Annotated in this window: 19 protein-coding genes and 2 pseudogenes; 3 read left to right on the top strand and 18 right to left on the bottom strand. The window is 30.2% G+C overall.

Features of this window, described 5'->3' with window-relative positions; genetic code table 11:
• Positions 1 to 98 precede the first annotated feature (98 nt).
• From ABLV95_RS00300 to ABLV95_RS00270, 7 genes and pseudogenes are all read right to left on the bottom strand, one after another.
• Positions 99 to 632, bottom strand: a complete 534-nt coding sequence (locus tag ABLV95_RS00300) for a TetR/AcrR family transcriptional regulator (RefSeq protein ID WP_460876097.1) — start codon at positions 630 to 632, stop codon at positions 99 to 101.
• A gap of 428 nt (positions 633 to 1060) precedes the next feature.
• Entirely contained in the window at positions 1061 to 3616 is a 2556-nt protein-coding gene (locus ABLV95_RS00295; protein ID WP_460876094.1) for a fibrinogen-binding adhesin SdrG C-terminal domain-containing protein, read from the bottom strand.
• A gap of 61 nt (positions 3617 to 3677) precedes the next feature.
• Entirely contained in the window at positions 3678 to 3977 is a 300-nt protein-coding gene (locus ABLV95_RS00290; protein ID WP_460876092.1) for a hypothetical protein, read from the bottom strand.
• 169 nt (positions 3978 to 4146) lie between these two features.
• Positions 4147 to 4767, bottom strand: a complete 621-nt coding sequence (locus tag ABLV95_RS00285) for a YSIRK-type signal peptide-containing protein (RefSeq protein ID WP_460876090.1) — start codon at positions 4765 to 4767, stop codon at positions 4147 to 4149.
• Between the two features lie 643 nt (positions 4768 to 5410).
• Positions 5411 to 6278 (bottom strand): annotated as a pseudogene (gene galU, locus ABLV95_RS00280) (UTP--glucose-1-phosphate uridylyltransferase GalU).
• 30 nt (positions 6279 to 6308) lie between these two features.
• Positions 6309 to 7547 (bottom strand): DUF6270 domain-containing protein, encoded by a 1239-nt coding sequence (locus ABLV95_RS00275; protein WP_069821232.1) that lies wholly within the window; start codon positions 7545 to 7547, stop codon positions 6309 to 6311.
• Positions 7548 to 7565: 18 nt separating this feature from the next.
• Positions 7566 to 10013: a CDP-glycerol glycerophosphotransferase family protein gene (locus ABLV95_RS00270; RefSeq protein ID WP_460876087.1), complete on the bottom strand. Its 2448-nt coding sequence runs from the start codon at positions 10011 to 10013 to the stop codon at positions 7566 to 7568.
• A gap of 180 nt (positions 10014 to 10193) precedes the next feature.
• On the opposite strand from ABLV95_RS00270, the gene ABLV95_RS00265 reads away from it, so the two are divergent.
• Positions 10194 to 13088: a CDP-glycerol glycerophosphotransferase family protein gene (locus tag ABLV95_RS00265; RefSeq protein WP_427705458.1), complete on the top strand. Its 2895-nt coding sequence runs from the start codon at positions 10194 to 10196 to the stop codon at positions 13086 to 13088.
• A gap of 149 nt (positions 13089 to 13237) precedes the next feature.
• On the opposite strand, the gene ABLV95_RS00260 is transcribed toward ABLV95_RS00265, so the two are convergent.
• The 10 genes and pseudogenes from ABLV95_RS00260 to ABLV95_RS00215 form a co-directional block, all read right to left on the bottom strand.
• On the bottom strand, positions 13238 to 13633 hold the full coding sequence (locus ABLV95_RS00260) for an XcbB/CpsF family capsular polysaccharide biosynthesis protein (protein ID WP_460876084.1): 396 nt from the start codon (positions 13631 to 13633) through the stop codon (positions 13238 to 13240).
• Between the two features lie 200 nt (positions 13634 to 13833).
• Positions 13834 to 14244, bottom strand: coding sequence for a hypothetical protein (locus tag ABLV95_RS00255; RefSeq protein WP_460876082.1), 411 nt, complete (start codon positions 14242 to 14244; stop codon positions 13834 to 13836).
• An 82-nt stretch (positions 14245 to 14326) separates the two neighbouring features.
• On the bottom strand, positions 14327 to 15289 hold the full coding sequence (locus ABLV95_RS00250) for an ornithine cyclodeaminase family protein (RefSeq protein WP_069821066.1): 963 nt from the start codon (positions 15287 to 15289) through the stop codon (positions 14327 to 14329).
• 9 nt (positions 15290 to 15298) lie between these two features.
• Positions 15299 to 15718, bottom strand: coding sequence for a hypothetical protein (locus ABLV95_RS00245; RefSeq protein ID WP_460876079.1), 420 nt, complete (start codon positions 15716 to 15718; stop codon positions 15299 to 15301).
• Positions 15719 to 15826: 108 nt separating this feature from the next.
• Positions 15827 to 16603: a 3-hydroxybutyrate dehydrogenase gene (locus tag ABLV95_RS00240; RefSeq protein ID WP_069821068.1), complete on the bottom strand. Its 777-nt coding sequence runs from the start codon at positions 16601 to 16603 to the stop codon at positions 15827 to 15829.
• A gap of 9 nt (positions 16604 to 16612) precedes the next feature.
• Positions 16613 to 17261: pseudogene (locus ABLV95_RS00235) on the bottom strand (3-oxoacid CoA-transferase subunit B).
• Positions 17254 to 17958, bottom strand: a complete 705-nt coding sequence (locus ABLV95_RS00230) for a CoA transferase subunit A (RefSeq protein WP_460876077.1) — start codon at positions 17956 to 17958, stop codon at positions 17254 to 17256. The pseudogene ABLV95_RS00235 and the gene ABLV95_RS00230 overlap by 8 nt, the downstream one beginning before the upstream one ends.
• A gap of 188 nt (positions 17959 to 18146) precedes the next feature.
• On the bottom strand, positions 18147 to 18653 hold the full coding sequence (locus ABLV95_RS00225) for a GNAT family N-acetyltransferase (RefSeq protein ID WP_056935259.1): 507 nt from the start codon (positions 18651 to 18653) through the stop codon (positions 18147 to 18149).
• A gap of 25 nt (positions 18654 to 18678) precedes the next feature.
• Entirely contained in the window at positions 18679 to 19251 is a 573-nt protein-coding gene (locus ABLV95_RS00220) for a GNAT family N-acetyltransferase (protein ID WP_064783197.1), read from the bottom strand.
• A 71-nt stretch (positions 19252 to 19322) separates the two neighbouring features.
• Positions 19323 to 22217, bottom strand: coding sequence for a glycosyltransferase (locus ABLV95_RS00215; protein WP_460876074.1), 2895 nt, complete (start codon positions 22215 to 22217; stop codon positions 19323 to 19325).
• 422 nt (positions 22218 to 22639) lie between these two features.
• Here ABLV95_RS00215 and ABLV95_RS00210 point away from each other — a divergent pair, with 422 nt between their 5' ends.
• Entirely contained in the window at positions 22640 to 23083 is a 444-nt protein-coding gene (locus tag ABLV95_RS00210; RefSeq protein ID WP_427705464.1) for a hypothetical protein, read from the top strand.
• A gap of 219 nt (positions 23084 to 23302) precedes the next feature.
• Here ABLV95_RS00210 and ABLV95_RS00205 read toward each other — a convergent pair whose 3' ends face one another.
• Entirely contained in the window at positions 23303 to 24493 is a 1191-nt protein-coding gene (locus ABLV95_RS00205; protein WP_460876071.1) for a glycine C-acetyltransferase, read from the bottom strand.
• Between the two features lie 191 nt (positions 24494 to 24684).
• On the opposite strand from ABLV95_RS00205, the gene ABLV95_RS00200 reads away from it, so the two are divergent.
• On the top strand, positions 24685 to 25866 hold the full coding sequence (locus ABLV95_RS00200; RefSeq protein ID WP_460876069.1) for a M20 family metallopeptidase: 1182 nt from the start codon (positions 24685 to 24687) through the stop codon (positions 25864 to 25866).
• The last annotated feature ends 90 nt before the right edge of the window (positions 25867 to 25956 follow it).

The raw sequence follows: 25956 nt of genomic DNA, 5'->3' as shown, positions 1-25956 counted from the left end.
ACTTTTTGAAGATGTAATATAAAACAAGGTTAATATAATAATTTTAGCTTATTTTTTAATCTTTTAATTATTCTTGGAAATGCTGATTTGAAATTCCGTTAATACCGTCTGTTATCATTGTTATATAAGACGCTAACACCTTGCCATTGCTCGCTACAATCATTTTCTAAAATGTCTTCTTTTATATAAAAATCAATAATACCTAAAATCATTTTTGCTTTAAAAACTGATACTTCTGATTCATCATTAAATAATTTCATAGCAATTATCTTTCTGAAAGGTTTATAACCTGTACGCACACCATTCATTACTGCACTTTCACTAGATGCTTCTATCAATCGATTTATCAACACGCTTTTTCCGACTGTAAAATTAATAAAAACATTAAATAAATCTCGAATGATTTCCTCTGTCTCCTTTTTATCATCCAAGTAGTTTATTTCGTATTCCATTGCATTTATCATTCTCATTCCAATAATATCTATTAATTGACCTTTATGTTCAAAATGGTAATAAAAAGTCCCTTTACCTAGTCCGACCTCTTTACAAATATCAGCAATTTTTAATGAATAATATCCTTTTTCAATCAATAATTTCTGGCCTGTTTCTATAATTAAATCTCTTGTTTCCAATTTTTTAATTTCCTTTCTATACAGATTTTATATAATAATATAATTTATTCAATAGTTTTATTTATAAGCAAAACATCAAAATTCTTTCTCTACGCAAAACAGTTATAAAACCAGAATTTATAGAGTATTTATATACTATACAACATAAAGTACAATTATAGAAATTTTAAAAAAACGATAATTATAACTATTAATCAAAAATTAAGGGATTAGAAACTCTTTTACCAACCATATTTATTTTCCATAATTTTGACATATTCAAAATAAATACTGCTATCCAAAATACTATTTTAAAAGCAAATATAAACTGCATTTTAACTTTACGCAATAAAAAGCCAATCTCATTTTCAAATTATGAGATCAGCTCATTATTAACCGAAACTGATCTAGCTACTTGGTATTTTATGATTAAATAAATTATTAGCTAATTAATTGGTTTCAGTATTTTTTCTTCTTCGTTTTCTTAACAGAGCCATTCCTAAGAGAGCAGTTACAACAGCAATCAAACCATTATTTTTATTATTGCTCCCAGTATCTGGTAATTCTTTGTCTTCCGTTTTTTTGTCATCTATCTCTTCATATGTTTTATTCTTATGTCTTTCATCATTTGATTCACTTTCACTTAATGACTCACTTTCACTAATTGACTCGCTCTCACTCAATGATTCACTTTCGCTTAATGACTCACTCTCACTTAACGATTCACTTTCGCTCAATGACTCACTTTCGCTGATTGATTCGCTCTCACTTAACGACTCACTTTCGCTGATTGATTCGCTCTCACTTAACGACTCACTTTCACTTAATGACTCACTTTCACTTATTGATTCACTTTCGCTTAATGACTCACTCTCACTCAATGACTCTGAGTCACTTATTGACGTACTTTCACTCAATGATTCGCTTTCGCTTATCGACTCGCTCTCGCTTAATGATTCACTCTCACTTAATGATTCACTCTCACTTAATGACTCACTTTCGCTAATTGATTCGCTCTCGCTTAATGACTCGCTCTCACTCAATGACTCACTCTCGCTTAATGACTCGCTTTCGCTTAATGACTCGCTTTCGCTTAATGACTCACTTTCACTTATTGATTCGCTCTCACTTAACGACTCACTTTCACTTAATGACTCACTTTCACTTAATGACTCACTTTCACTTAATGACTCACTTTCACTTATTGATTCACTTTCGCTGATTGACTCACTCTCACTCAATGACTCTGAATCACTTATTGACGTACTTTCACTCAATGATTCGCTTTCGCTGATCGACTCGCTCTCGCTTAATGACTCACTTTCGCTAATTGATTCACTCTCGCTCACTGACTCCGAGTCACTTATTGATTCACTTTCGCTGATTGATTCGCTCTCACTTAACGACTCACTTTCACTTATTGATTGGCTCTCACTTAACGACTCACTTTCACTTATTGATTGGCTCTCACTTAACGACTCACTTTCACTTATTGACTCACTTTCACTTATTGATTCGCTCTCGCTTAATGACTCGCTTTCGCTTAACGACTCACTTTCACTTATTGATTGGCTCTCACTTAACGACTCACTTTCACTTATTGACTCACTTTCACTTATTGATTCGCTCTCGCTTAATGACTCACTTTCACTTATTGATTCACTCTCGCTCACTGACTCTGAGTCACTTATTGACGTACTTTCACTCAATGATTCGCTTTCGCCGATTGACTCGCTCTCACTTAATGACTCACTTTCGCTAATTGATTCGCTCTCACTTAACGATTCGCTCTCACTCAATGATTCACTCTCACTTAACGACTCACTTTCACTTATTGATTCACTCTCGCTCACTGACTCTGAGTCACTTATTGACGTACTTTCACTCAATGATTCGCTTTCGCTGATCGACTCGCTCTCGCTTAATGACTCACTTTCGCTAATTGATTCACTCTCGCTTAATGACTCGCTTTCGCTTACTGACTCAGAGTCACTTATTGACGTACTTTCACTCAATGATTCACTTTCACTAATTGATTCTGATTCTTCTTCACCTTCGCCTTCTGCCGAATTGTCTGTTAATTTGATAAAATTATAGTAATTTACATAATTATAAACACCATATTGACTTGTAGAATACATATCTACTGACTGTATTAAATCTTTTTTAAGTGATTCATTTTCCATAGATACTACTTTAATTACATAAGAATGTCCAAATAAATTACCAAAATCAATTCCAACTGCATTAAGATATTCTGTGAATTTAAATTGATTAGTTACATCTATAAGATTTGCTTCATCATTGTAGTAACTGTCATTTAAAGTAACTCCATTTCTTACTTTATAAATTTTAATCTGCGTATTTCTATTTATTTGAGCTGAACTATCACCTAATTTATCTTTGTAACCTTTAATAAGAACTTTTGAATTATACGCTGTTTTTTTCTTAGGATTAATATAAATAGTTTGTTCATATTTTTTTGTTTCACTATTATAATGTGTAAATGCTGAGCCAATATTCGATGATGCTTGCTCTTCATAGCCACTATCATAGATAACACTTATATTTTGTGAAACAATTTTGTCACCAAATGTATAAGTAATTCTTTCATTTGAACTATTACGAACCGTATCTCTATCAATATACTGTGAAAGTTTTATATTACAGCTGATATTCTTTTTGTTATCTGCAAAATCAGTAAAAGTATATGTATACTCTTTTGTTTTTGGATTATACACACCTAAGGCAATGATATTACCATCCTTATCTTTAATTGTTGGTGCGCTTGTATTGCCATGATTTAAATCATCACTGATGGTATTATAAGAACCTTTAAATTTAAAATAATCACCTGATTTAATTGCTGTTTTAGTTTTAAAAGAAATGGTTAATTTAAAACTTTCAGCATCAATAGGTCTAATTTTATTATTTTTTACGCTTATTGTTGTATTTGTAAAATCCACTTGATTGGTTACATCATTACCAGTGATTTTAGAATTCAAAATTTTTCTTGGTTTTGTATTTGAATCAGCTCTTTCAGTAGATCTTGCCGTTGCGATTGGTTTAGTTTTCTCTTAGAATATTATATCTCAACGCAAGCGCTAAAATTTGTTTTTTCACTTCTTCTGATGATAAATCATAGATATTTTCTGGTAAATATTTATTAAGCTTCTTTTGATCATTTTTTTCAATGTTATTCTCTATATAAAAATCATTTACTATTTTTTCATTTCTTTTAGTATTTTGAGGAATTGTTGCTTTCTTTGGTTTTAGTTGCTCTACATTAAATTGTTTGTTTTTAAGCTCTTTAGTTAATCTATTTTCCTCATTTTCATTATTTCTTGTATTGGACTGTTTTTTCAAATTCGTTTCTTCGTTCTTCTCTGATATAATTTTATCATTATATTCTGGTTGTTCTTTTGGTACTTCATTCGGAATTTCATTTGCTGAGCGTTTATCTCTTACATCATTTTTTTCTACTGGTGCTTCTTCTTTTACTTCATTTTTTTCTACTGGTGCTCCTTCTCTTACTTCACTGTTTTCTGCTCGGTACTTCTTCTTTTACTTCACTGTTTTCTGTTGGTACTTCTTCTTTTACTTCACTGTTTTCTGTTGGTACTTCTTCTTTTACTTCACTGTTTTCTGTTGGTACTTCTTCTTTTACTTCACTGTTTTCTGTTGGTACTTCTTCTTTTACTTCACTGTTTTCTGTTGGTACTTCTTCTTTTACTTCACTGTTTTCTGTTGGTACTTCTTCTTTTACTTCACTGTTTTCTGTTGGTACTTCTTCTTTTACTTCACTGTTTTCTGTTGGTACTTCTTCTTTTACTTCACTGTTTTCTGTTGGTACTTCTTCTTTTACTTCGCTGTTTTCTACTTTTAATTCATTACTCATCATTTTTCGAGAAACATTAGCTACTTCACTTTCTCCACCATGCTTTAATTGAAGATTAGATTTACCTGTTTCACTAGTTTTATTAGCATTGTTGAATGATATTTCATTAGTAGTATTATTTTCCTCTGCGTCTGCTTCATGATTAACTATCCCAAAAATCAAAGTTGCTCCCAATAATATTGAAGTAGTACCCACACTCATTCTTCTTATTGAATATTTATTTTGCCTATTCGGTAAAAAATCGAACTTTTTCTTCATAAAATCCCACCTTAATATTTTATAAAATGATATTACCATAATACAAGACATTAATAAATATTTTTCATTATTTTTAGGTTATTTCATTGAACACCATATAGTTGCAATATTCTAATTAAACAGAATATTATTAGTATATATTATTCAATGTTTTATTTTACTAATCGAAATGATCATTTTGTCTTAATAATACAAAAAACCAAATGAGAAATCTTCTCTCATTTGGCTACAACTTATATTTAATTGATCATATAATAATGACCTACATAATCCTCTAATTAGAAAGTTTAAATTGTTCACATTATGGCTACATCCAAAGGTATAATTGATTGCTTATTATCTTAAGTCCACCACTTAATTGTACATTTGTTATAGTTACTTTATATATTTGATACAAAATAATACAAAAAGAATTTACTACTATTTTAAAAATAGAGTCATGTAAAGTATGTTTCGAAATAAAAAGTCGTTTAAAAATCATTAAAACATCAACCTTATATTGATAACTTACCAGAATCACATAGTATAGCTAACAGATCAATAGATAGGAGAGATCCAAATAACAGATGATAGACCTCATACTATCAACAAAGACCTAAATAACTTTAAACTGCCCTATTAGAATTATCATTTAATCATAATATCAAAGTTTTAGCCCTTTAATATACTCTTCAATTTCTGCTTTCATTCCACTGTCTTTCAAGGCAAATTCAATTGTTGTTTTAACAAATCCTATTTTTTCCCCTACATCATAACGTTCTCCTTCAAAATCATAAGAGTATACTTTATCATCTTTGTTTAAACGTTCAATAGCATCTGTAAGTTGAACTTCTCCGCCGCTACCAATTGTTTGGTTCTCTAGATAATCAAAAATACGTGGAGATAACACATACCTCCCCATAATCGCAAGATTAGATGGGGCACTACCCTGTTTCGGTTTTTCAACGAATTTTTCAACTTCATATAATGAATTTTCTTTTGATTTAGGGGAAATTATTCCATACCTATGAGTTTCACTGTCTTTAACAGTTTGCACACCTATAACAGACTTTTCCTTTTCTTCATAAATATCCATTAACTGTCGTATTGCTTGGAGTTTCTGACTCGACAATATCATCACCTAATAATACTGCGAATGGTTCATTTCCTATGAATTGTTTAGCCGTATAAATTGCATGACCTAATCCTTTTTGTTCTTTTTGTCTCACATAAAAAATATTTGCTAAATCTGTTGAATATTTAACTTTATCTAGTAACTCCAATTTATTTTTTTCAAACAAATTATCTTCTAATTCTTTTTGTATATCAAAATGATCCTCAATAGCACGTTTGTGTTTCCCTGTTACGATTATTATATCTTCTATTCCAGCCTTTGTCGCTTCTTCAACAATATATTGAATTGTTGGTTTATCGAGTATTGGTAGCATTTCTTTTGGCATCGCTTTAGTAGCTGGTAAAAACCTAGTTCCTAAACCAGCTGCTGGTATTATAGCTTTTTTCACCTTGTTCATTTTATTTCTCCTTTTTATAGTTTTTGTATTTTAATTAACATTAATATTGAAATCTTTATAAAATATATTTCCATTTCTAAAAAGTATAGGTACAATTTTCAAATAATTACCGTCCAAGATAATAGTTTCATATTCAATATCCATCCATTCATCAAGTTGGTATTCTTTTAGTTGCATATACATATATTGATTTGCATCATTTTGTTTATATTTACTCTTTTGATCAAAAGATCGAACAGCAAGAATTCTTTTATCATCTAATTTTATTTTTGAGTCTATATATAATTTGAATTTTATTTTTATCGTTGTAAAAGGTGAAATATCAACAGGAATACTTGCGCATTGTTGATACTGATTATTCAAATTCCCTTCACTTTTAATATTTAAAATTCCTTTATCAAGTATTTGAACCTTATTAATAATTTGCCAATCTTTTATCCCTAAATTTTTAGATACTTCTTTTTCATTATTTTTTCTTTCATCATAGTCGTTAAGTTCACTTTTTATGATAATTTCATCTAATTTGTTTTTAAAATCAATATAGTATTGTTTTTCAAAGTGTACATAATGACTTCCCCATATATGATCTGGATCTAATTTATAATTATTTCTTTGGTCAATAAATAATACTTTATAATTATTAATAATATACTTATTCATATGATCCCATATTTCATTAAGAAAATTCACATCTTTATCTATTCCAATTTCATCTTTTATAAAATTAGTTACATTCCCTATTTTAAAACTATCAACGAATTCAGATTGATGTAGTATCAAATTAGTGTTTGGTAAATTAGTTTTAATGAAATCAAAAAAGCTATCAATTGATTCTTTCCATATTTTATAATAACTCTTTAAATTATTCTCAAATGATAAGGTTTGTCCCTTCTCTATATTATTGTTGAAAATATTTGTTCTTGAAAAAAGCCATCTTTTATTAGTTAAATAACCACCATTTATATCTTTAACGATACCAAAAAATAAATCTCCATAAAAATCGATTAATATATATTCTGGTTGATTTTCAATCAACTCATTTAATATACTTTTATTCATTTCTGTTTGAATTTGGTTAATTGAAAAATCATCCATATTTTTATATTCTGCATGCTTTTTATCATACTCAATCGGCCTACTCATTAAAGATGGAAAGGTTATTTGAGATTGATAAGATAAAACCTCGTAATTGCTTTTCCAATTTGTTACATGTTTGCTATTAAAAACATCTCTTGTTATACAACTTCCAATAATACTTAACGTTATCATCTAAATTCTCCTTATAGATTATTTAATAATAACATTATTAAAATAATCTATAATGTCATTATTATATGCATTAAAATCAAAATTTTTAAAGGGTATTTGAGCATGAATAAACTTATACATACCTATGTATATGTCATCAATATTAGTATTAATAAGCGGCCCATTTTCATTGCTAATTATTGATTTGATTCCCGTAACATCAGTAGCAATTATCGGCTTACGTAAGACTCTTGCTTCTAATAGAACCATACACTGACCTTCATAAATTGAAGGCATTATAACACAATTAGCGTCATTCATAAGTTTGAATGGATCATCTATAAAACCTAATAATAATACTTTGTACTCTAACTTCAAATCTTTGATACAGCTAATCAATTCTTCAAGTAGTGGTCCTTCGCCAATTATATATAATTTTACATTTTTATCTGATTGAATTAATTTATTAAAAGCTACGATTAACGCTTTTTGATTTTTTTCAGGTGACAACCTTCCTAAATTAATAAATGTAGTTACTTTTTTCTCTATGCTAACATTACTTTTAGTTACAAAATCATAATATACTTTCTCATGCCCTTGTGAAGCCTTTTCTAAAACATTATCTCCATCAATTATATTACTCAAAGTAAACATTTTTTTATAATCGTCAATATATGTTGGATATAAAAACTTTTTATTAACACTAGTTGCACTTTCAGAAACTGATATAATTTTATGAAATTTATTTAGGACTTCAAATGATATTTTCAAATTTGATTGGTGCTTATACTTGTTATCAATTATTTTATAAAATTCTCTCTCCATATCATTATGAAGAAATACAATTTTATTATTAACATCGGAGAATCCAATTAAACTAGTATAAAATGAGTTGTATGCCGAATAATCAATTATAGTATCTACTTCTATTTCGCCAAAAGTTCGTTTGAATTCTCTATTAAAATTCTTTTTAATTTTAACTTTATCGACAATTTTACTTCTATAACCTCTACTGAAATACATTTTTTCATTAAACATATCAAGGGCACTACTATAGGGTTTTGAAAAATTATAAAATATTTTCACATTAGAATTAAGTTTACCAATATTAGTAACTTTATCTTTAAATAAACGTTCGTTCTCTAAAATTATTACTTCATATAAATTATAATCAATATTATTACTGAGATTTAATAGAGATTTAGTAATGCCATTATTGTAAAAACCTCCACCATAAATAACTATAGTTTTTTTATTATTTTTATATAGCTTATTTTCGTTTTTTTCACCCAATATAAAATCTATTGCTCTCTCAGTCGCTCTTCCATCATCTAAATAACAATAAAGTTGCAAGAAATTAATTCTTTGCTTAATATATGTATTTTTATATTGAGTTTCCTCGATTAATATTGTATTAATTAAATCTGAAAAATCAAACGACGCATGGCCAGGTAATTTTTTAATATCAATATATATACCTCGTTTTTCAATATATTGGTTATGATTAGGTAAATAAAAATACACTGGTCTGTTAAGTGGTAAATAGTCGAACATAATACTAGAATAATCTGTGATTAACATATCGACACAAACAAGTAATTCATTTGTTTCAAACCAACTTGGTATAAGTATTTCATTATTCACATACTTTCTAATATTTTCATATAAAAAATAATGAGTTTTAAGATAAACTTTATAATCTTCCCCTAAAGTTTCTTGTATTTTTGAAACCTCTTCACTAAGCTTTAATGCATATTCTTTACCGTCCTCCAAGTTTTCTTCCCAAGTAGGGGCATAAAGCACAATTTTCTTATCTTCTTCTAATTTATATTTCTTTTGTAGATTATTTCTATCTCTATTAATCGTTAAATCCATTCTTGCGTTTCCATAGATACCAATATCTGCATTTAATATACCATTTAAATCTAAGCTATTAACAAAAGTGTCGCTCGTGAATTTATTAGGAAATATTAATTTATCAGCAGCGACGATATTTCGTTGAATATTTTTATGGTTGTTTAAAAAATTAGATTCAATATCCTTTCCAAGTTTCTTTATTGGGGTCCCATGCCAAGTATTTACATATATTTGACTGTCCCTCTTTATAAAATAAGACATAAACGAAGTATCATTTATAAGATATTTAGATTTTGACAAAAGTTTAAAATATTTATAGCTTTCATATTTTACAAATTCCACATTTCTTTTATGTTCTTTTTCTATTTTTCTTCTTATAGGGTTATTTAAATCTTTTAGTACTATAAAATATTTGAAATCTAGATCTTTCTTCACCATGCTATTAAAAATAGAATAAATATTTCCTGTGAAATTTGATCCGTGATACGATTCAAATAAAATATATTTATCCCTAACCCTTATTTTTTCTCTCTTATTAATATAAAAAGCAATATTCCTCACTTTTTCATTTGTTAAATATAATCTAAAAATTTTATAAAAATATCTAACTATATATTTTACATTTATCAATAATATCACCTACATACATTTTATCATGTATAAAAAATATTTTATAGAATCATCTTACATTTAATTCAATATTTTAGTATAATGTTATAAGTCATAATATCATATTTATTATGTGGGTTTCATCAAAATATTATATGATTATTTTATTTAACATATTACAGTTAGTTTATGGGAGGATTTATGTTTAAATTCAGAAAGTTATTTAGGGAAAAAGTTTCATTAGAAAAAAGGGAGAAATTAAAAAAAGTCTTAAAATATAAAGGTTCTGTTCACTATTCTAAACCATATCTAAAAGGATTTTTAGAAGGTCAAAATGAGAAGATAAATAATAATGCTATATTGTTAGAAAGTCTACATGGAAAGAGTATCGATGGTCATATCTTTGCTATTGCTAAAGAACTAAATAATAGGAAAATCGATACTTATGTAGTAACAAAACATCCAGAAAAACTGAAAGTTCTTTTGCATAGTTATGAAATTAATAAGGTCAATATTATCGAACATCTATCTTACGATTATGGTTATTTACTTGCTACTTCCAAAGTACTAATTAATGACAACACTTTTTATCCATTCTTTTCAAAAAGAAACGATCAGAAATATTACAATTTTTGGCATGGTACACCGTTAAAAACTTTAGGAAAGCATATTGAAGGAGAATATATTCAATTTGGTAATATTTCACGTAACTTCATGATGGCAGATTCGTTATTTTTATCTAATGAATATACAATCGATAAACTTTTAAAAAGCTTAGATTTAGATAACGTTCTAAAATCCGATGTTTATTTGTCACCGTCTCCAAGAAATTCAAGTTTATTTAATAAAGACAGAGGCAATGAAATCAAACAGGGTTTAAACTTAGAGAATAAGAAAGTTTTTATTTATATGCCTACATGGAGAGGTAGTAAAAATGATAAAGATATCGATTTTAATGAATCTAACGTCTTAACAACTTTAGAACAAAATTTACCTGATAATATAATTGTATTTTATAAATTACATTCCATGGTTTCTAATAAATTTAAATTTTCAGGTCAAAAAATAAAACCTTTTCCAGAAGAATATGAATTATATGATTTTTTAAGTATGGTTGATGGCTTAATTACAGACTATTCTTCTATAATGTATGATTTTGCGACTCAAAATAAAAAGACTATTTTATTCACCTATGATATTGAGGAATACAGTAAATCCAGGGGTTTATATGAAGATCCAAGAAACTATCCATTTGAAATTGTTACGAATATCAACTCCTTAATGGAGTCAATAGTAGATAATACAGATGTTGATTATACTAATTTCATTAAGAAGTATGCACCATTAGATTCAATGGATGGTACTAAAAAAGTAGTAGACTTTTTGCTAAATGAAAATGAAAATGAGAGCATAATTAGATACCCTGTCTATAATAATAAGCCTAATGTCTATATGTTTGCGGGCCCGCTATGGGATACTGGTATAACAGCTGCTTTGAAAAATTTATTGCAAAATGTAAATCTAGAAAACAGAAATTATATAATATTATTTGAAAAAAACGCCTTAAATAGTAATAGTGTGGAAAATTTAAAATTATTACCTTCTAATGTGAAAATTTATCCTATCGAAGGAATTAGAATCTTATCTTCAGATGAAAAAGCATTGCACACTCAATATTCAATTGAAGGGAATTCTGCTGGATTCTCTGATAAGTTAAAAGATATCCAATACAGAGAAATCTCTAGAATTTTTGGTAATAACTTGCCTGAGTATTATATACATTATACTGGATTTGAAGCAAAATATTCAGAGTTAGTCGTATTTTTAAAAGATCTAGGGACTAATACTATGATTTATGTTCATACTGATATGTTTGAGGATTATAAAAACAAAAAGAATTATAATAAATTTTTAGTTTCAGATGCTTGGCAAAACGCCAATAATTTAGTTTTAGTTAACGATAATTTAAAAAAAGGGTTTTACAACCATTTTTCATACAATCTCAAAAATATTGTCGTGGCAAACAACTTCCTCGGATTAACAAGAATTAATGATTTAATGAATGAAAATTTTATGGATACTTTATTAAATGTTAGATTTCATTTTAGAACATTTGACACAACTCAATCTAACTTAGTACAATCATTGCCATTATTCTTTATAAATCAAGAGAGTATTAAAGATTCAGTGGTCCAGGATACTATAAATCAATTCAATAAATTACCTTTAGTTAAGTATGCTAATACAAAAGAAAAAAGACAGGTTTTAATTGAAAACGAAAATATTTTATATTTACTTTATGATCTGTATATAAAAAATGTATATACTTCTCATATCGAAGATGATTTTATAGATACTGTTCCTGATAAAATTGATAGAAGTAAATTGATTTTAAAATTATTAACAGAAGATATTAATAATGATTATTTATTAAGGAATACTGATATAGTTAGAGATTATATTAATTTTTATTCTTATGATTCTCAAACTGTTAATACTAATGATAATAGCAATAATTTAGATTTATTAAATTTACAACATTTCAAAAATACATTTGGTTTACGAAAATTACAGATCTTAAAAGAACTTGAGGATCCTAACATAAAAGTTTTCTTTAATATTGGACGCTTTGATCAACAAAAAGGACATGATCGACTAATTAAAGCATTTGAGAAAGTATATTCTGAAGATGAGAATACACGTTTATATATTTTATCTTCTTATGGTCCTATCAAAGATAAAACTCTTTCACAAATACACAACAGTAAAGCCAAAAATGCGATTACAGTTTTAGATCGGATGACTAATCCTTATTTGTTACTCAATAAAGTTGATGCTTTTGTATTATCTTCTTATTACGAAGGACTAGGTTTGGTAGTTTATGAAAGCATGTTTGTCGGAACTCCAGTCATATCAGTAGATTTAGATACAACAACTCAATTTTTAAATGATACAGATTTTATTAAAGTTGAAAATAGTGAAAATGGGATATTTATAGGTATGAAAAACTTTTTATCAGGAGAACGACCAACAACTAGATTTAATTTAGAAAAATATGAATACGATAGAATTAAAGAATTTGAAAATCTTTTTTAATTAAAATTTTATCCTCACATCAATTTTGATTAAACGTAAATATTTTTAAATTTGCCTTATTATCAAGTTTATTACAAAGAATATAAAAAGATGACTCTCATAGTTAAAGAGAGTCATCTTTTTATTTTTCATAACCTAAAATATAATCATTATATTCCAAAAATATTTTTATCAAATTGGTCTAATAACATATTTAAAATCATTAATTGCTCAGGCACACTATTTCTTGAAACATCTGGATGAATTTTAATATTATCATCTTTTAAATTTATAATACTAATATTTTCACCTGTAATCCTATTAGTTTGAGCAAAATATAGTGGCACATTCTCACTACAAATTATCACTTTTTTGCGCTTAGAACTATTTTCTAAGTTCTCATTAATACAAGGAACTAAATCATCTTTTCGAAGGTTTTTAAGAAAGCGCCTATCGTTATTTTCCAAATCCCCACCTATGTTTACAATTGGATCCACTGCCAGAGTTTTAAAGTCTAAAGCACTGCCGTGATAAATCGAACCAGACTCCTCCTTTTGAAACTCCATAAAAAACAATATTATCTTTTTTTATATTTAATTGTTGACTTAATTCAATTATAGCATCTCTAATATCTATTTCATAATTAGGATAATTAATAGTTTTAATATAATGAGATCCATGAGAAACGTTTAAGTCCATGATTCTCATTATATATACATTTTTCAGCAAATTTCTTTGTATACCATCAAAAAATTTGGGGAACATTCTATGCTTGGACTAAAGAACTATCATAATGTTCCTTATCTGGCATACTAGTAAAAATAACAATTAATTTTTTGGACGTTTTAGGATTTACTTTGCGTCCTTCTGGTTTTTCCAGAGTATAAAAAACACCATTTTTTCTATATAAATCTTTCCTCAAAAATATATCTTTGAAACTTTCTCTTTTATAAAATTTAGAAATATTATCTTTATGTTGATAAAGTATATAATCATTTGATAATAATTCTTTATATTTTAGATAAGCAGTTCTTTCTTTTCTAGCTTTTTTTATCAAATTCTCACTACTGCCGGTATTTATCCAAATCTTTACCTGACACTCAAATTTTATATCATCATATAGCCCATAAATCATAATTAACTTCGTCCCCAATAATAAAATATTTTTATTTTCCATATAAGAATATCATATTTTCAATACTGTTATACTTAATTTTTAAAATGAATCTAATTAATTTAATTTTTATCGACTATTTCATTTATTCGTTTTGTTGTTTCAATAGTTTTTGATAAAAGTAATTGGCTACTACGATATCAACGATGGCTACGCCTACGGATTTGAAAATTGTAATTTCATCTTCTGATAGTCTGCCTTCTAATTTTGCAGAAACAATGTTCCCGAGTTCTCCGTATAAACCATCTGCTTTAAATACACCTTCTGCTACCGGGTTGATTAAGTCTCCTGTTTCTTCCATGGCCGCTTCTACGGCTTCTACAACAACCTTGTCTGCATCTGCAATGGTTTGAGATGGTAATTCTTGCATATCTGGTTTAAAGGAACCGACAGCATTTAAGTGAACGCCTGGCGCTAAACGCTTATGAAATACTGGTTCTGATGCATTGGTAGCAGTTACGATGACATCCGCGTCTTCTAAGGCTTCGTCGACATTATCAAACACTGCTAAATCTAGATTTGGATATTCACTTTCTACTTCTTCAGCAAAGGTCACAGCTTTTTCATACTTGCGATTGTAAAACTGTATACGATCAATTTGCCTTACAGCAAGGACTGCTTTAATAAGACCTTCCGCTTGATCTCCTGTGCCTATGACACATAATGTTTTAGCGTCTTCACGTGCAAGGTATTTCGTAGCAACACCTGATATCGCACCTGTACGTATCTTCGTTAAATAAGAGCCTTCGAGTACTGCTAGTGTTTCACCCGTTTCATAATCAGATAAAATAACAGATCCCACGATGGTTTTCTTACCGACTTTAGTATTATTTGGTGCCACGGTCACTGTCTTCAGTCCGACAATCTTCAATTCATCTGACAATGCCGGCATCACGAGATAACGGTTATCCTCGTTAAAAGGTAACGAATAGCGCAAAGGTGTATCAGTCTTGCCCTCTGAATATGCACGTAAAGATTCCGCTACTGCTTCAACAATTTCTGACATATCTAATAATTGTGCTTGTTCTTCTGCGCTTATAAAAAGCATAAAACACCTCTATTTCATATCATTTGTTTCAAGAATGTCGGTTTTCTTTTCAAATTTATTCTCAAATAGTATTAAGAGTCCAAATAAAATAACGATTATCAATAATATAAGCCACGCCAAACTATTTTTTATAAATAAAAAGTCAAAAAAGATTGTCGCCATCAGTACATAACCAATCATATCTTTAACGTATAAAATCCAATAGTCAGCTTTCACACTAATAAATGTGTTTATATTGTCATCTTGTGTTTGTATATCATATAAAGTCACTTTCAATCTACGAATTACAATAAAAATCAATATTAAAATCATAACTGCAGTAAGCATTTTATTATACAAACTATTTTCTAGTATTTCTGACATTGCAAGACAAGCAATGGTAAAAATAATAGATACCCAACTTGTATCATTTGCGTCTGGACCTTTCATCAGTAATTCACCCTCAAGTCATCAATATATTAAGTTATCTATAACGTAACATATTTTTATTGAAAATTATCACTGAATTAAGATTAAATATTATTTATATTTTTTTAATTATTGAACAGTATAACCACCATCTATTAAAATCGCTTGTCCGGTGACACTTTTAGCGCTGTCGCTACACAAGAATAATGCATAATCTGCGATATCTTTAATATCTAATAAACGTTTTTGTGGAATCAACGGATATAATACATCTTCTAACACTTGCTCTACCTCGACGCCTCTATCTTTAGCTAAATCTACCATTTGATTACGTACGAGTGGCGTATCTATGTAACCAGGACAAATCGCATTGACTGTAATGCCTTCCGACGCCGTTTCCAAAGCTGAGACTTTTGTTAAACCGATAATGCCATGTTTAGCGCTGTTATACGCTGCTTTTCCGGCAAAACCAATCACGCCATTAATTGAAGCCATATTTAAAATACGACCAAATTGTTGTTCTTTCATAATCGGCAATGCATATTTTGTACCAATAAAACTGCCAGTTAGCATGATATCAATCATTTGTCTGAACTTGTCAGTTGGGAATGATTCGATACTTTCAACATGTTGTAAGCCTGCGTTATTAAATAAAATGTCTAAACGACCATACTTTGCTACCGTTACATCTATCATATTCTTAACTGCCGCTTCGTCAGTGACATCTACTTGAACTGGCATGCAATCGTAACCTTGGTCTTTCAAATCATGTGTTTCCTGAGCTAATTTTTCATTGTTTAAATCAGCTAACACGACTTTAGCTCCATTTTCTAAAAATACTCTCGCAATCCCTAAACCGATGCCACTTGCCGCACCTGTAATAATGACTACTTTATCTTTGACCATTCTACACACCTACTTCAAATTATTTTCAAATTGTGCTTCTGTATTGGCTTCAACTTCTTCCAAAGTAACATCATCTTGTAATTCAACAAGCTTCATCACTCCGTTTTCAAATTGAAATACTGCTAAATCTGTAATTAATGTATTGACGACGCCAAGCACCAGTGAGTGGTAATTCACATTGTGCTTTAATCTTAGATTCACCATGTTTATTCATGTGATCCATAATTACGACGACCTTTTGTGCGCCGACGACTAAATCCATCGCGCCACCCATACCTTTGACTAATTTACCTGGAATCATGTAATTGGCTAAATCTCCTGTTTGTGAGACTTCCATGCCACCAAGGATTGCTAAGTCGATATGTCCACCACGAATCATAGCGAAGGATTCCGCATTATCAAAATACGACGCACCTTTCGCGACAGTTACTGTTTCTTTACCTGCATTGATTAAATCAGGATCCACTTCGGCGTCTGTTGGATAAGGTCCGATACCTAGCAATCCATTTTCAGATTGGAAAAAGACATTCTCTACATGGTCATTGATTTCATTCGCCACAAGCGTAGGCATACCGATACCTAAATTAATTACCATATCGCTTTTAATTTCTTGTGCGGCACGTTGAATAATCTTCTTACGTTGTAATTGTTTATCCATGATTAGCCTCCTTTACAGTGCGTTTCTCAATGCGTTTTTCAAAATGCTTTCCTAAATAAATATAGTCGATGTAAACGCCTGACATATGTACTTCATCCGGATCAATTTCGCCAACTTCAACTAATTCTTCAACTTCAACGACAGTCGTTGTGGCGACCATTGCACATAATGGATTGAAATTACGCGCAGTTTTTTCAAAAACTAAGTTACCAAAGGTATCTGCTTTCTGTGCTTTTACAATACCTAAATCACCCTTAATCGCACGTTCCATGACATACGTTTCACCATCAAATTCACGCGTTTCTTTACCTTCAGCGATTAACGTACCGACACCTGTTTTCGTATAAAAAGCAGGTATACCCGCGCCACCTGAACGTAATTTCTCAGCTAATGTACCCTGTGGTGTTAATTCTACATCTAATTCACCATTAATTAATTGTTGTTCAAATATTTTATTTTCACCCACGTAGGAACTAATCATTTTATCAATTTGTTTTTTCTCTAATAAACGGCCTAAACCAAAATCATCTACACCACAGTTATTACTTACTACTGTTAAAGCTTTCGTACCCTTCATACGGATTGCTTCGATAGCATGTTCTGGTATGCCACATAACCCAAAGCCACCAGCAAGTACAGTCATGCCATCCTCTAATCCATCGAATGCTGTATGTATATCATTAATTACTTTCGACATAAATAAACCTCATTTCTATCTATTGTTTTAATACCTAGTACTAAAAACGATTATACTTGAAACTGCTAGTGAAGTCTTTTATTTATGTTTGCGGTTACATTAATTGTTAATTTAAAGCTTATAGTATTATAAATCAAAAAAAGTTGTCAGCACGTCGGCTGACAACTTTAAATCCCACATTTTTATTATTATGCTATCTCAATTTGGAAACGGCGTATTACTGTACCATCATCTAACGTGGATGGTTCGATTTCTTCGCCACCGTTGTGCTTAATTACTGCTACGGAAACTTCATTATCTTGATCACAAGTAATTAAAGCTTCTTGAACACCAATTCTTGATAAGTAGTCTAAAGATTTCTTCAACAACTTGTTGCCAAAACCTTTGCCACGGTATTTTTTGCGAATGCCGTAGCCAACATGGCCACCGACTTTTTTCAGTCTATCGTTTAAGTTATGACGAATATTGGCAGCACCGATGATTTCATCATCATCTATTAAAAACAATGTCGTATTATCTACAGTTTGATCGTGTGATTTGTTATCTGCTAATTCGTGAACTATTTCTTCAAAATTACTATATTTTGTAATATTTGTAATCTCGGGTACTACCTTTTCATCATGATCAATCCATTCTCTCATATAATCACAATATAATGCTTCGTCACCCATTGTTAATTCTCTAAATTCAACCATGTTGACACTCCTTCCTTTTAAGTTATTACTCATCTATGATTTCGTTGTGTGTATTTAAATAGTACACATAATGATCTGTCCATTCGCCATTCTCAAATATGAAACCTTTGCGCACACATTCAAATTGAAAGCCCACTTTTTCAATCAAACCAATTGAGGGCACATTATCTATATTGATATGTGCTTCAAGTCTGTGAAAATGCAGTGTATCTCGTGCTTGCTTAACTAATTCTGTCACTGCTTCATAAGCAAAGCCTTGATTCCAATACTGATTGTGAATAAAATAACCAATTTCAGCCCACTGAAAATTGTCGCGGCTCAAGTTCTTAATATCAAGCATGCCTAAATGATTCATCTCTTTATCAAAAATCCCAAAGATATATAAATCATCTGCTTCAATAGCTTGTTGTTGCCTTACTATAAGCGCCGCAAACCACGGTTCAGTCGATTCTGACATGTCTACTTGACCTTTATCATATTTAAATTGAGACGGCTTGCGGTTTACAAAACCACGCAACCATGTTTCGTAATCATTTTCTTCCAACGGTCTAATGATAAGGCGTTGTGTAGTAAAATGCAACCCTAAATTTTTCGTCATCTAAAATCCCCTTCATACCGCCATCTGTTATCTAAACTATAACATTTTTCACCATGAAAGCGTATCTTTCACTACGCTTTATACCTTAGTGCTTGTTCCGATATTAGCTCTATAGTTCGTTGTCTATTATTTTGATCATGATATTTGAAAAACATCGCACTTCTTCTTAAGTAAAACTTGCTCATTTTGAAGTTATTTTTTCTAACTTTAACAACTTCTTTTACTAATGAAGTTACATCATAAGTTACAGGACCAAACCCATTTTGTACATAGTTGAAATAGCCTGGAGTATAAACTGAATATGTATAAATTTCATCAATATCAAATTGATAATAAATGATTGGTTTTCTTAAATAAGCAATATCAAATGCGATAGACGATACATCTGTTATTAACAAGTTAGTGTTGCTAATGATATCTTTATAACTAAAGTGATTAGGGATGTTGATATATGTAATATGCTTAAAAAATTTCGAAAATCGGTCTTGCATTCTCGGATGTAAGCACAAATTAATTTTATTGTTTTTATGTTTGGCTATTTGTTGAATCTTAGGATGAGTTAAAAATGCATAAATGGATTTATAAAAATGACTTGCTACGAATTGTTTATCACTTACTTCAAGTAGATGAGGTCTCCAAGTAGGCATGACGGTTATCACTTGCTCAGTACTTTTTTTATTGTTACCTAATAAATCGAACCTAGATAATCCTGAAAGTATCACTTCTTGTTCACTAAAACCGTATTTTTCTATAATTTCTCTTTTCTCTGTTTCAGCACTTGTAATAAAATAATCTATTGGTTTGTTCCGTTTATGTAATAACGTAGATAAGTCATTCTGAATTACACCATGTTGTAAAAATATGAATTCAAAGTCTAAAAGCTCTCTGATAAATTTCCCATTGATGGCACCAAATGGATTAAACAGATATGCTTCTGAGTGTGATGTGAAAAGTTTGTTTGTTTTAAACATGAGTATATGGTGTCTTTTACTATTAAATGCGACAATCTTATCTCCATATTTTTCACGTAACTTTACAAAGTCTGGGCTAGAAGGATAAATAAGAAAATATGCTTTAACGTCAGGTTTGTTTTTTACCACAAAATCAAATAATGCTTCTGCGTTATCGCCTGCCTTATCTAATCTATCGACGAATAACCATACTTTGTCATTACTTCTTTTTTTATTAATAATGCCTATGATTTTATATATAGCTGACTTTCTCGTTTTTTTAGTTTTAAGTAGTCCAAGTATATTTTTCCATATAATAAACCGCTTCTTTTTGATATTGAGAATCTTCTTATTATCTTCAATTCTTAACGTTCTATTAGCATATTGTTTAAATGGAGTCCTCGTATTACTAAAATTCGTATGCCTTGTTTTACTGACTTGGTTAATCTTTTCTAAGTCGCTATGATTCACAAGATATTTTAATTCTATCTGCTTAATATCGTCATTTAAACTTATATCAAATCTGTAAAATTTATTATAACTGATGTTTTTATTCAAAAATTTTTGTGATGTTATTATCGATTCTTGAACAGGTCGAACAATTTCTTCTTTATTAATTATTGCTACTGGTATAACATCAATATTCATATTAATATTTGGTAAGCTATATCCGCATTTTAATAGTTTGTTTTTTTCATAAAGATATTCTGTCTTTAAATACATATCACTCACATTTTTAATAAAAATCTGGTTTGAATATATTTTATATTCTCCGTTTTCATGCTTTATATTTAAATTTGTCCCTTCATATTTCACTGATAAAATAGCGATTTGATACACAGCATTAATTTGCTTTAGATGGGCATTAGAGATTACGTCATCATCCATTCGTTTAAGTAACTGAATGATTTGGTTTGTATATTTTTCTAGTTGTTTACTGTTCAGAGTTGAAAGCGTAATATTTTGATAACTTAATCTATATTGTAAATCATATAAAATCATCATTTGTACGTACTTAGGAATATTATTGTCACGGTTGTCATTGATTAAGTAATTATGAAATTTTTCGATGGTTGGACTATAAAACGTTGGGTTAGATAATGCTTTATCTATAGCTGATGATTCGTCTCTTCTTTTTCTATACCAATAACAACCTTGCGTGTAACTCATTAAACCAATTTTAAAAGTTTGTTTAATGACATTGTAAACAAATTTAGCATCTTCACCATATTTTAATGAAGCATCAAAAGTTACACCTTTAATAGCTGACGTTCTAAAAAATACAGAAGCAACATTCATTTGAATATGATCATAATCTTGTTTTAAATCTACGACTTTATTTACTTTATTTTCATATTTAAAATTTAAGGGATGTTCTCCAACAATATTGTCAAAAAACCTTAACCTTGTAGAAATAACATTAAGCGTAGGATTCATTTCAAAATAATTATATACATGCTTTAAAGTTGTAAGTCCCCATTTGTCATCCGAATCAAGAAAGTTTACATATTTACCTCTTACATACTTTAACCCTGTATTTCTAGCGATAGAAACCCCTTCATTTTGTTTACTTATATAATAAATATTATTAGGATACCTATTTCTATATTTAGTTAATATAGCCTCTGAATTATCTGTCGATCCATCATTCACAAGAATAATCTGTATATCCTCTAAATTCATATTTTGTTTAATAATACTATCTAATGTTTCTTCAATGTATTGTTCTGTATTATATACAGGTATTACAATACTCATTTTAAAATCATATTTTTCATATAAAAGTTCATTTAAACTTATAATTTGAAAATCTTCAGTTTCAAATATAGCCAAGTCACTTAAATCTTTATATTTCAGTACGAGGTCAATACCATGACTGTTTTCAATATCAGCTTGTATCATAGATTTCATATGATAAGCTATAATAATTTTTTTATATTCATCTCTACAATGTGTTACGATTTCATCAACTTCATTCATTGATGAAAAACTACCATAAACCACTAATTTCTTCATATTTTAGCCGCTCCTGAAAATTCGACAATTGCTCCAATGTTTGATAATTGCACTTTAACAATTCATCATTAAGTAGAGCACAGTCTAATACAATATATTACAATTATATTAAGAAAAATATGTGTGGAGGTAAATATAAATTTATTAATATTTTTGTCTAAAAATCGACTCATTAATGCTAAAAGTATAGTTTTATTAATTATATTGAGAGTGATTCTTAAAAATTAATATTTAAAAGTACTTTTCTGTTATTAAAAAGACCATTAATCTATAGTGTAAAAATACCATTTTGTGGGTATATGAATAAGTGAAAGCATTGGATGAATTGTATTGTGCTTAGCCGTTTAGAATTACCTCTAGTAAAAAACACATCTCTTAACTATAAGATGACATGGGTTTGGTATCTTAAGGAGGTTGTTACTATGACTCATAATAGATCGAAAAAATTATTTCTGTTGTTTGGTGTACTGTCATGGTTATCAGTAATAATTTTATTCATTCTGCCAATCTTAGCACCCTATCAAAATTTTATTGAATCTGATACTGGTTTGGTGCTCGGTTGGATTATTGTACTACTTGCCTTTATCACTCTATTTTATGTGGCTATTGTCATACTAGATATATATAGCCCTATCGCAACACAAGTATTACAATTTGTACTGTTAACAGTAGTAATTATTTGTGCAGTACCGTCTATCACTGCGTTTATTCTGGCATCATTCGTTGTAGATATTAGTATAGTTGAAATATTTATTCCAATTGTACTTGTTATATTAGCAAGTATGCTTCATATCTTATGGTTCACAATTCCATTTATCCAAAATAAACAAGCACGTAAACGTTTAAAGTCTAAAGCAGGACTTTAAACAACAGTGAAAACCCTGCTCATTTTCACATAATTATGTTTAATAGCCATGTTGCTAAAAAGTATCATGGCTATTTTAGTTATGCACTATTTCTTCCCTTTTCTGGTCATAAAAAAACGGGAGTGAAAAAGAAATCAAAGTTTGATTTCATCTTCCAACTCCCATAATGGTTGAGTCTGAAACACGTGTTGATGTGTCAGACTCAAGTTTAAATCATTACTATTTAATTGTTCCTAGTTCTTTGCCTACTTTTTCATAAGCGGCTAGTGCTTGGTCTAACATTTCTTTCGTATGCGCAGCTGTTGGCATGTTACGCACACGTCCTGTGCCTTTAGGAACTGTTGGGAAGACAATAGACTTCACATAGATGCCTTCGTCTTTCAAACGACTACTGAACGCTTGTGTTTCCTTTTCATCGCCAATAATAACAGGTGTGATTGGTGTTTCTGAGTTACCAATATTAAATCCTAGATCTTTTAATCCAGCTTTTAAATAATTACCATTATCCCAAAGTTTATCGTGTAACTCTGTAGATGCCATTAATTTTTTCACTGATTCAGTGATTGCTTTCGTATCTCCAGGCGCTAATGATGTAGAGAATAAAAATGGTCTTGATTGTACTTTTAACCAATCAATTAATGATTGTGTTCCAGCTACATAACCACCTACAACACCAATCGCTTTTGATAACGTACCCATTTGGAAATCAATCTTGTCTTGTAAGCCAAAATGTTTTACTGTGCCCGCACCTTTACCCATCACGCCTGAACCATGTGCGTCATCAACATAAGTAATTAAGCCAAATTCTTCAGCGATTTCAACGATTTCTGGCAGTTTCGCAACATCACCGTCCATGCTGAATACACCATCAGTAATGTACATTACTTTATTATATTGACCCGATTCCACTGCTTCTTTTGCTTTTGCGCGTAAGTCTTCCATATCTGAGTGGTTTACACGAATAATTTTCGCTTTAGATAAACGACAGCCATCTATAATAGATGCGTGATTTAATTCATCTGAAAGTATCGCATCATGTTTATTCATAACAGCAGAAATTGCTGCCATATTACAGTTGAAACCTGATTGATACGCTACTGCTGCTTCTGTCCCTTTAAATTCAGCTAATTTTGCTTCTAATTCATCATGTAAATCTAATGTCCCATTAATCGAACGTACTGCACCCGCACCAACGCCATGTGTATCAATTGCATCTTTCGCGACTTGCTTTAAATCTTCATCTGTTGCTAGTCCTAAATAATTGTTTGAAGATAAGTTAACGTAATTCTTTCCCTTGATATTAATTTCAGGCCCATTCGCACCTTCAATTGTATCGATTTCATTGTATAAACCGTTATCCTTTAAATACTGAATATTTTCATCTAAAAAGCCATGTAGTGATTGTACCACTGCAAGTCCCCCTTTGGATTGTCTTTGTGTTTAAGTTAATCATAACCTATTTTTAAAATACATGGAAGTAGAATAATAATCAAAAAGAAAGCGTTTTCTACAATTGAATTTGTCCGTTAATAATTGGTGGTACAGTTAAGTTATTTTAAATGGTATACTGGATAAAAATGACTAAGGAAGAAGGGTTGAAGTTGTTTGATTGGTTTCAACTAGCGCAAGAAAAAGAAAGTAAAATGATACAAGTACGTCGTTACTTACATCAATATCCCGAATTATCGTTCGAAGAATACCATACTCATGATTATATTCAAAATCAATTGAGTCAATTGTCATGTGAAATACGTACACCCGTAGGTCGCAATGGTATCGTTGCGACTTTTAAAGGTCGTGGCGACGGTCCCACTGTAGCATTACGTGCAGACTTCGATGCACTACCTATAGATGAACTTACAGAAGTCGATTACAAATCTAAAAATCCTGGTGCCATGCACGCATGTGGTCATGATGGTCACACCGCAACTTTATTAGGCGTGGCTGAAATTATAGAGCATCATCTACAATTTTTAAATGGTAACGTGGTGCTCATCTTCCAATATGGCGAAGAAGTAATGCCAGGTGGCTCTCAAGAAATGATAGACGATGGTTGTTTACAAGACGTAGACAAAATATACGCTAACCATTTATGGAGCGGTTATCCTACAGGTACGATTTATTCACGTGTTGGTGCAATGATGGCTTCACCAGATGAATTCAACATTACAATTCAAGGTAAAGGCGGACATGGTGCCAAACCACACGAAACCATTGATCCTGTAGTTATCATGGCTGAATTTATTATGAGTGCACAAAAAATCGTTTCAAGAACGATTGACCCTGTCAAACAGGCAGTGATAAGTTTTGGTATGGTCCAAGCAGGATCTGCAGATAATATCATCCCTGACACTGCATTTTGTAAAGGCACTGTACGTACATTCGATACAGAAGTTCAAACTCATGTTATGACTAAAATGGATAAACTCTTACAAGGGCTTGCTGTGGCAAACGACATCACATACACAATGGATTACATTAAGGGCTATCTACCTGTCCACAACAATCCAAATAGCTATGAAGTTGTTAAAAAAGCAGCAAACGATATTAACTTAAGATTCAACGAGTCAGAATTAATGATGATTGGTGAAGACTTCTCTCATTACTTAAAAGTCCGTCCAGGTGCTTTATTCCTAACAGGATGCGGTAATCCAGAAAAAGATACAACACACCCACATCACAGTCCAAACTTCAATATTGATGAAAAAGCAATGAAATACACCGTTAGCCAATTCCTCAAAATTCTAGAACTCGAAAATGTGATTGTTAAAACCACTTCGTAATTTTATTACGTTAGTGGTTTTTATGCATGAGCTTTAGCTCAGGTAATCCCTTATCACTTAGGAATGAAATGAGTTAGTGGCGCTTATGCA

Source organism: Staphylococcus sp. Mo2-1 (genome assembly GCF_046721385.1).
GTDB lineage: Bacteria > Bacillota > Bacilli > Staphylococcales > Staphylococcaceae > Staphylococcus > Staphylococcus equorum_A.
This window is presented reverse-complemented; position numbering and strand designations above follow the sequence as displayed.

What these genes read in the sequence shown, in the direction of transcription:
- ABLV95_RS00285 (WP_460876090.1), bottom strand. Translation starts at nt 4,767, where the DNA reads ATGAAGAAAAAGTTCGATTTTTTACCGAATAGGCAAAATAAATATTCA.
- ABLV95_RS00275 (WP_069821232.1), bottom strand. Translation starts at nt 7,547, where the DNA reads ATGATAACGTTAAGTATTATTGGAAGTTGTATAACAAGAGATGTTTTT.
- ABLV95_RS00265 (WP_427705458.1), top strand. Translation starts at nt 10,194, where the DNA reads ATGTTTAAATTCAGAAAGTTATTTAGGGAAAAAGTTTCATTAGAAAAA.
- ABLV95_RS00260 (WP_460876084.1), bottom strand. Translation starts at nt 13,633, where the DNA reads ATGGAGTTTCAAAAGGAGGAGTCTGGTTCGATTTATCACGGCAGTGCT.
- ABLV95_RS00255 (WP_460876082.1), bottom strand. Translation starts at nt 14,244, where the DNA reads ATGGAAAATAAAAATATTTTATTATTGGGGACGAAGTTAATTATGATT.
- ABLV95_RS00250 (WP_069821066.1), bottom strand. Translation starts at nt 15,289, where the DNA reads ATGCTTTTTATAAGCGCAGAAGAACAAGCACAATTATTAGATATGTCA.
- ABLV95_RS00245 (WP_460876079.1), bottom strand. Translation starts at nt 15,718, where the DNA reads ATGAAAGGTCCAGACGCAAATGATACAAGTTGGGTATCTATTATTTTT.
- ABLV95_RS00240 (WP_069821068.1), bottom strand. Translation starts at nt 16,603, where the DNA reads ATGGTCAAAGATAAAGTAGTCATTATTACAGGTGCGGCAAGTGGCATC.
- ABLV95_RS00230 (WP_460876077.1), bottom strand. Translation starts at nt 17,958, where the DNA reads ATGTCGAAAGTAATTAATGATATACATACAGCATTCGATGGATTAGAG.
- ABLV95_RS00225 (WP_056935259.1), bottom strand. Translation starts at nt 18,653, where the DNA reads ATGGTTGAATTTAGAGAATTAACAATGGGTGACGAAGCATTATATTGT.
- ABLV95_RS00220 (WP_064783197.1), bottom strand. Translation starts at nt 19,251, where the DNA reads ATGACGAAAAATTTAGGGTTGCATTTTACTACACAACGCCTTATCATT.
- ABLV95_RS00215 (WP_460876074.1), bottom strand. Translation starts at nt 22,217, where the DNA reads ATGAAGAAATTAGTGGTTTATGGTAGTTTTTCATCAATGAATGAAGTT.
- ABLV95_RS00210 (WP_427705464.1), top strand. Translation starts at nt 22,640, where the DNA reads ATGACTCATAATAGATCGAAAAAATTATTTCTGTTGTTTGGTGTACTG.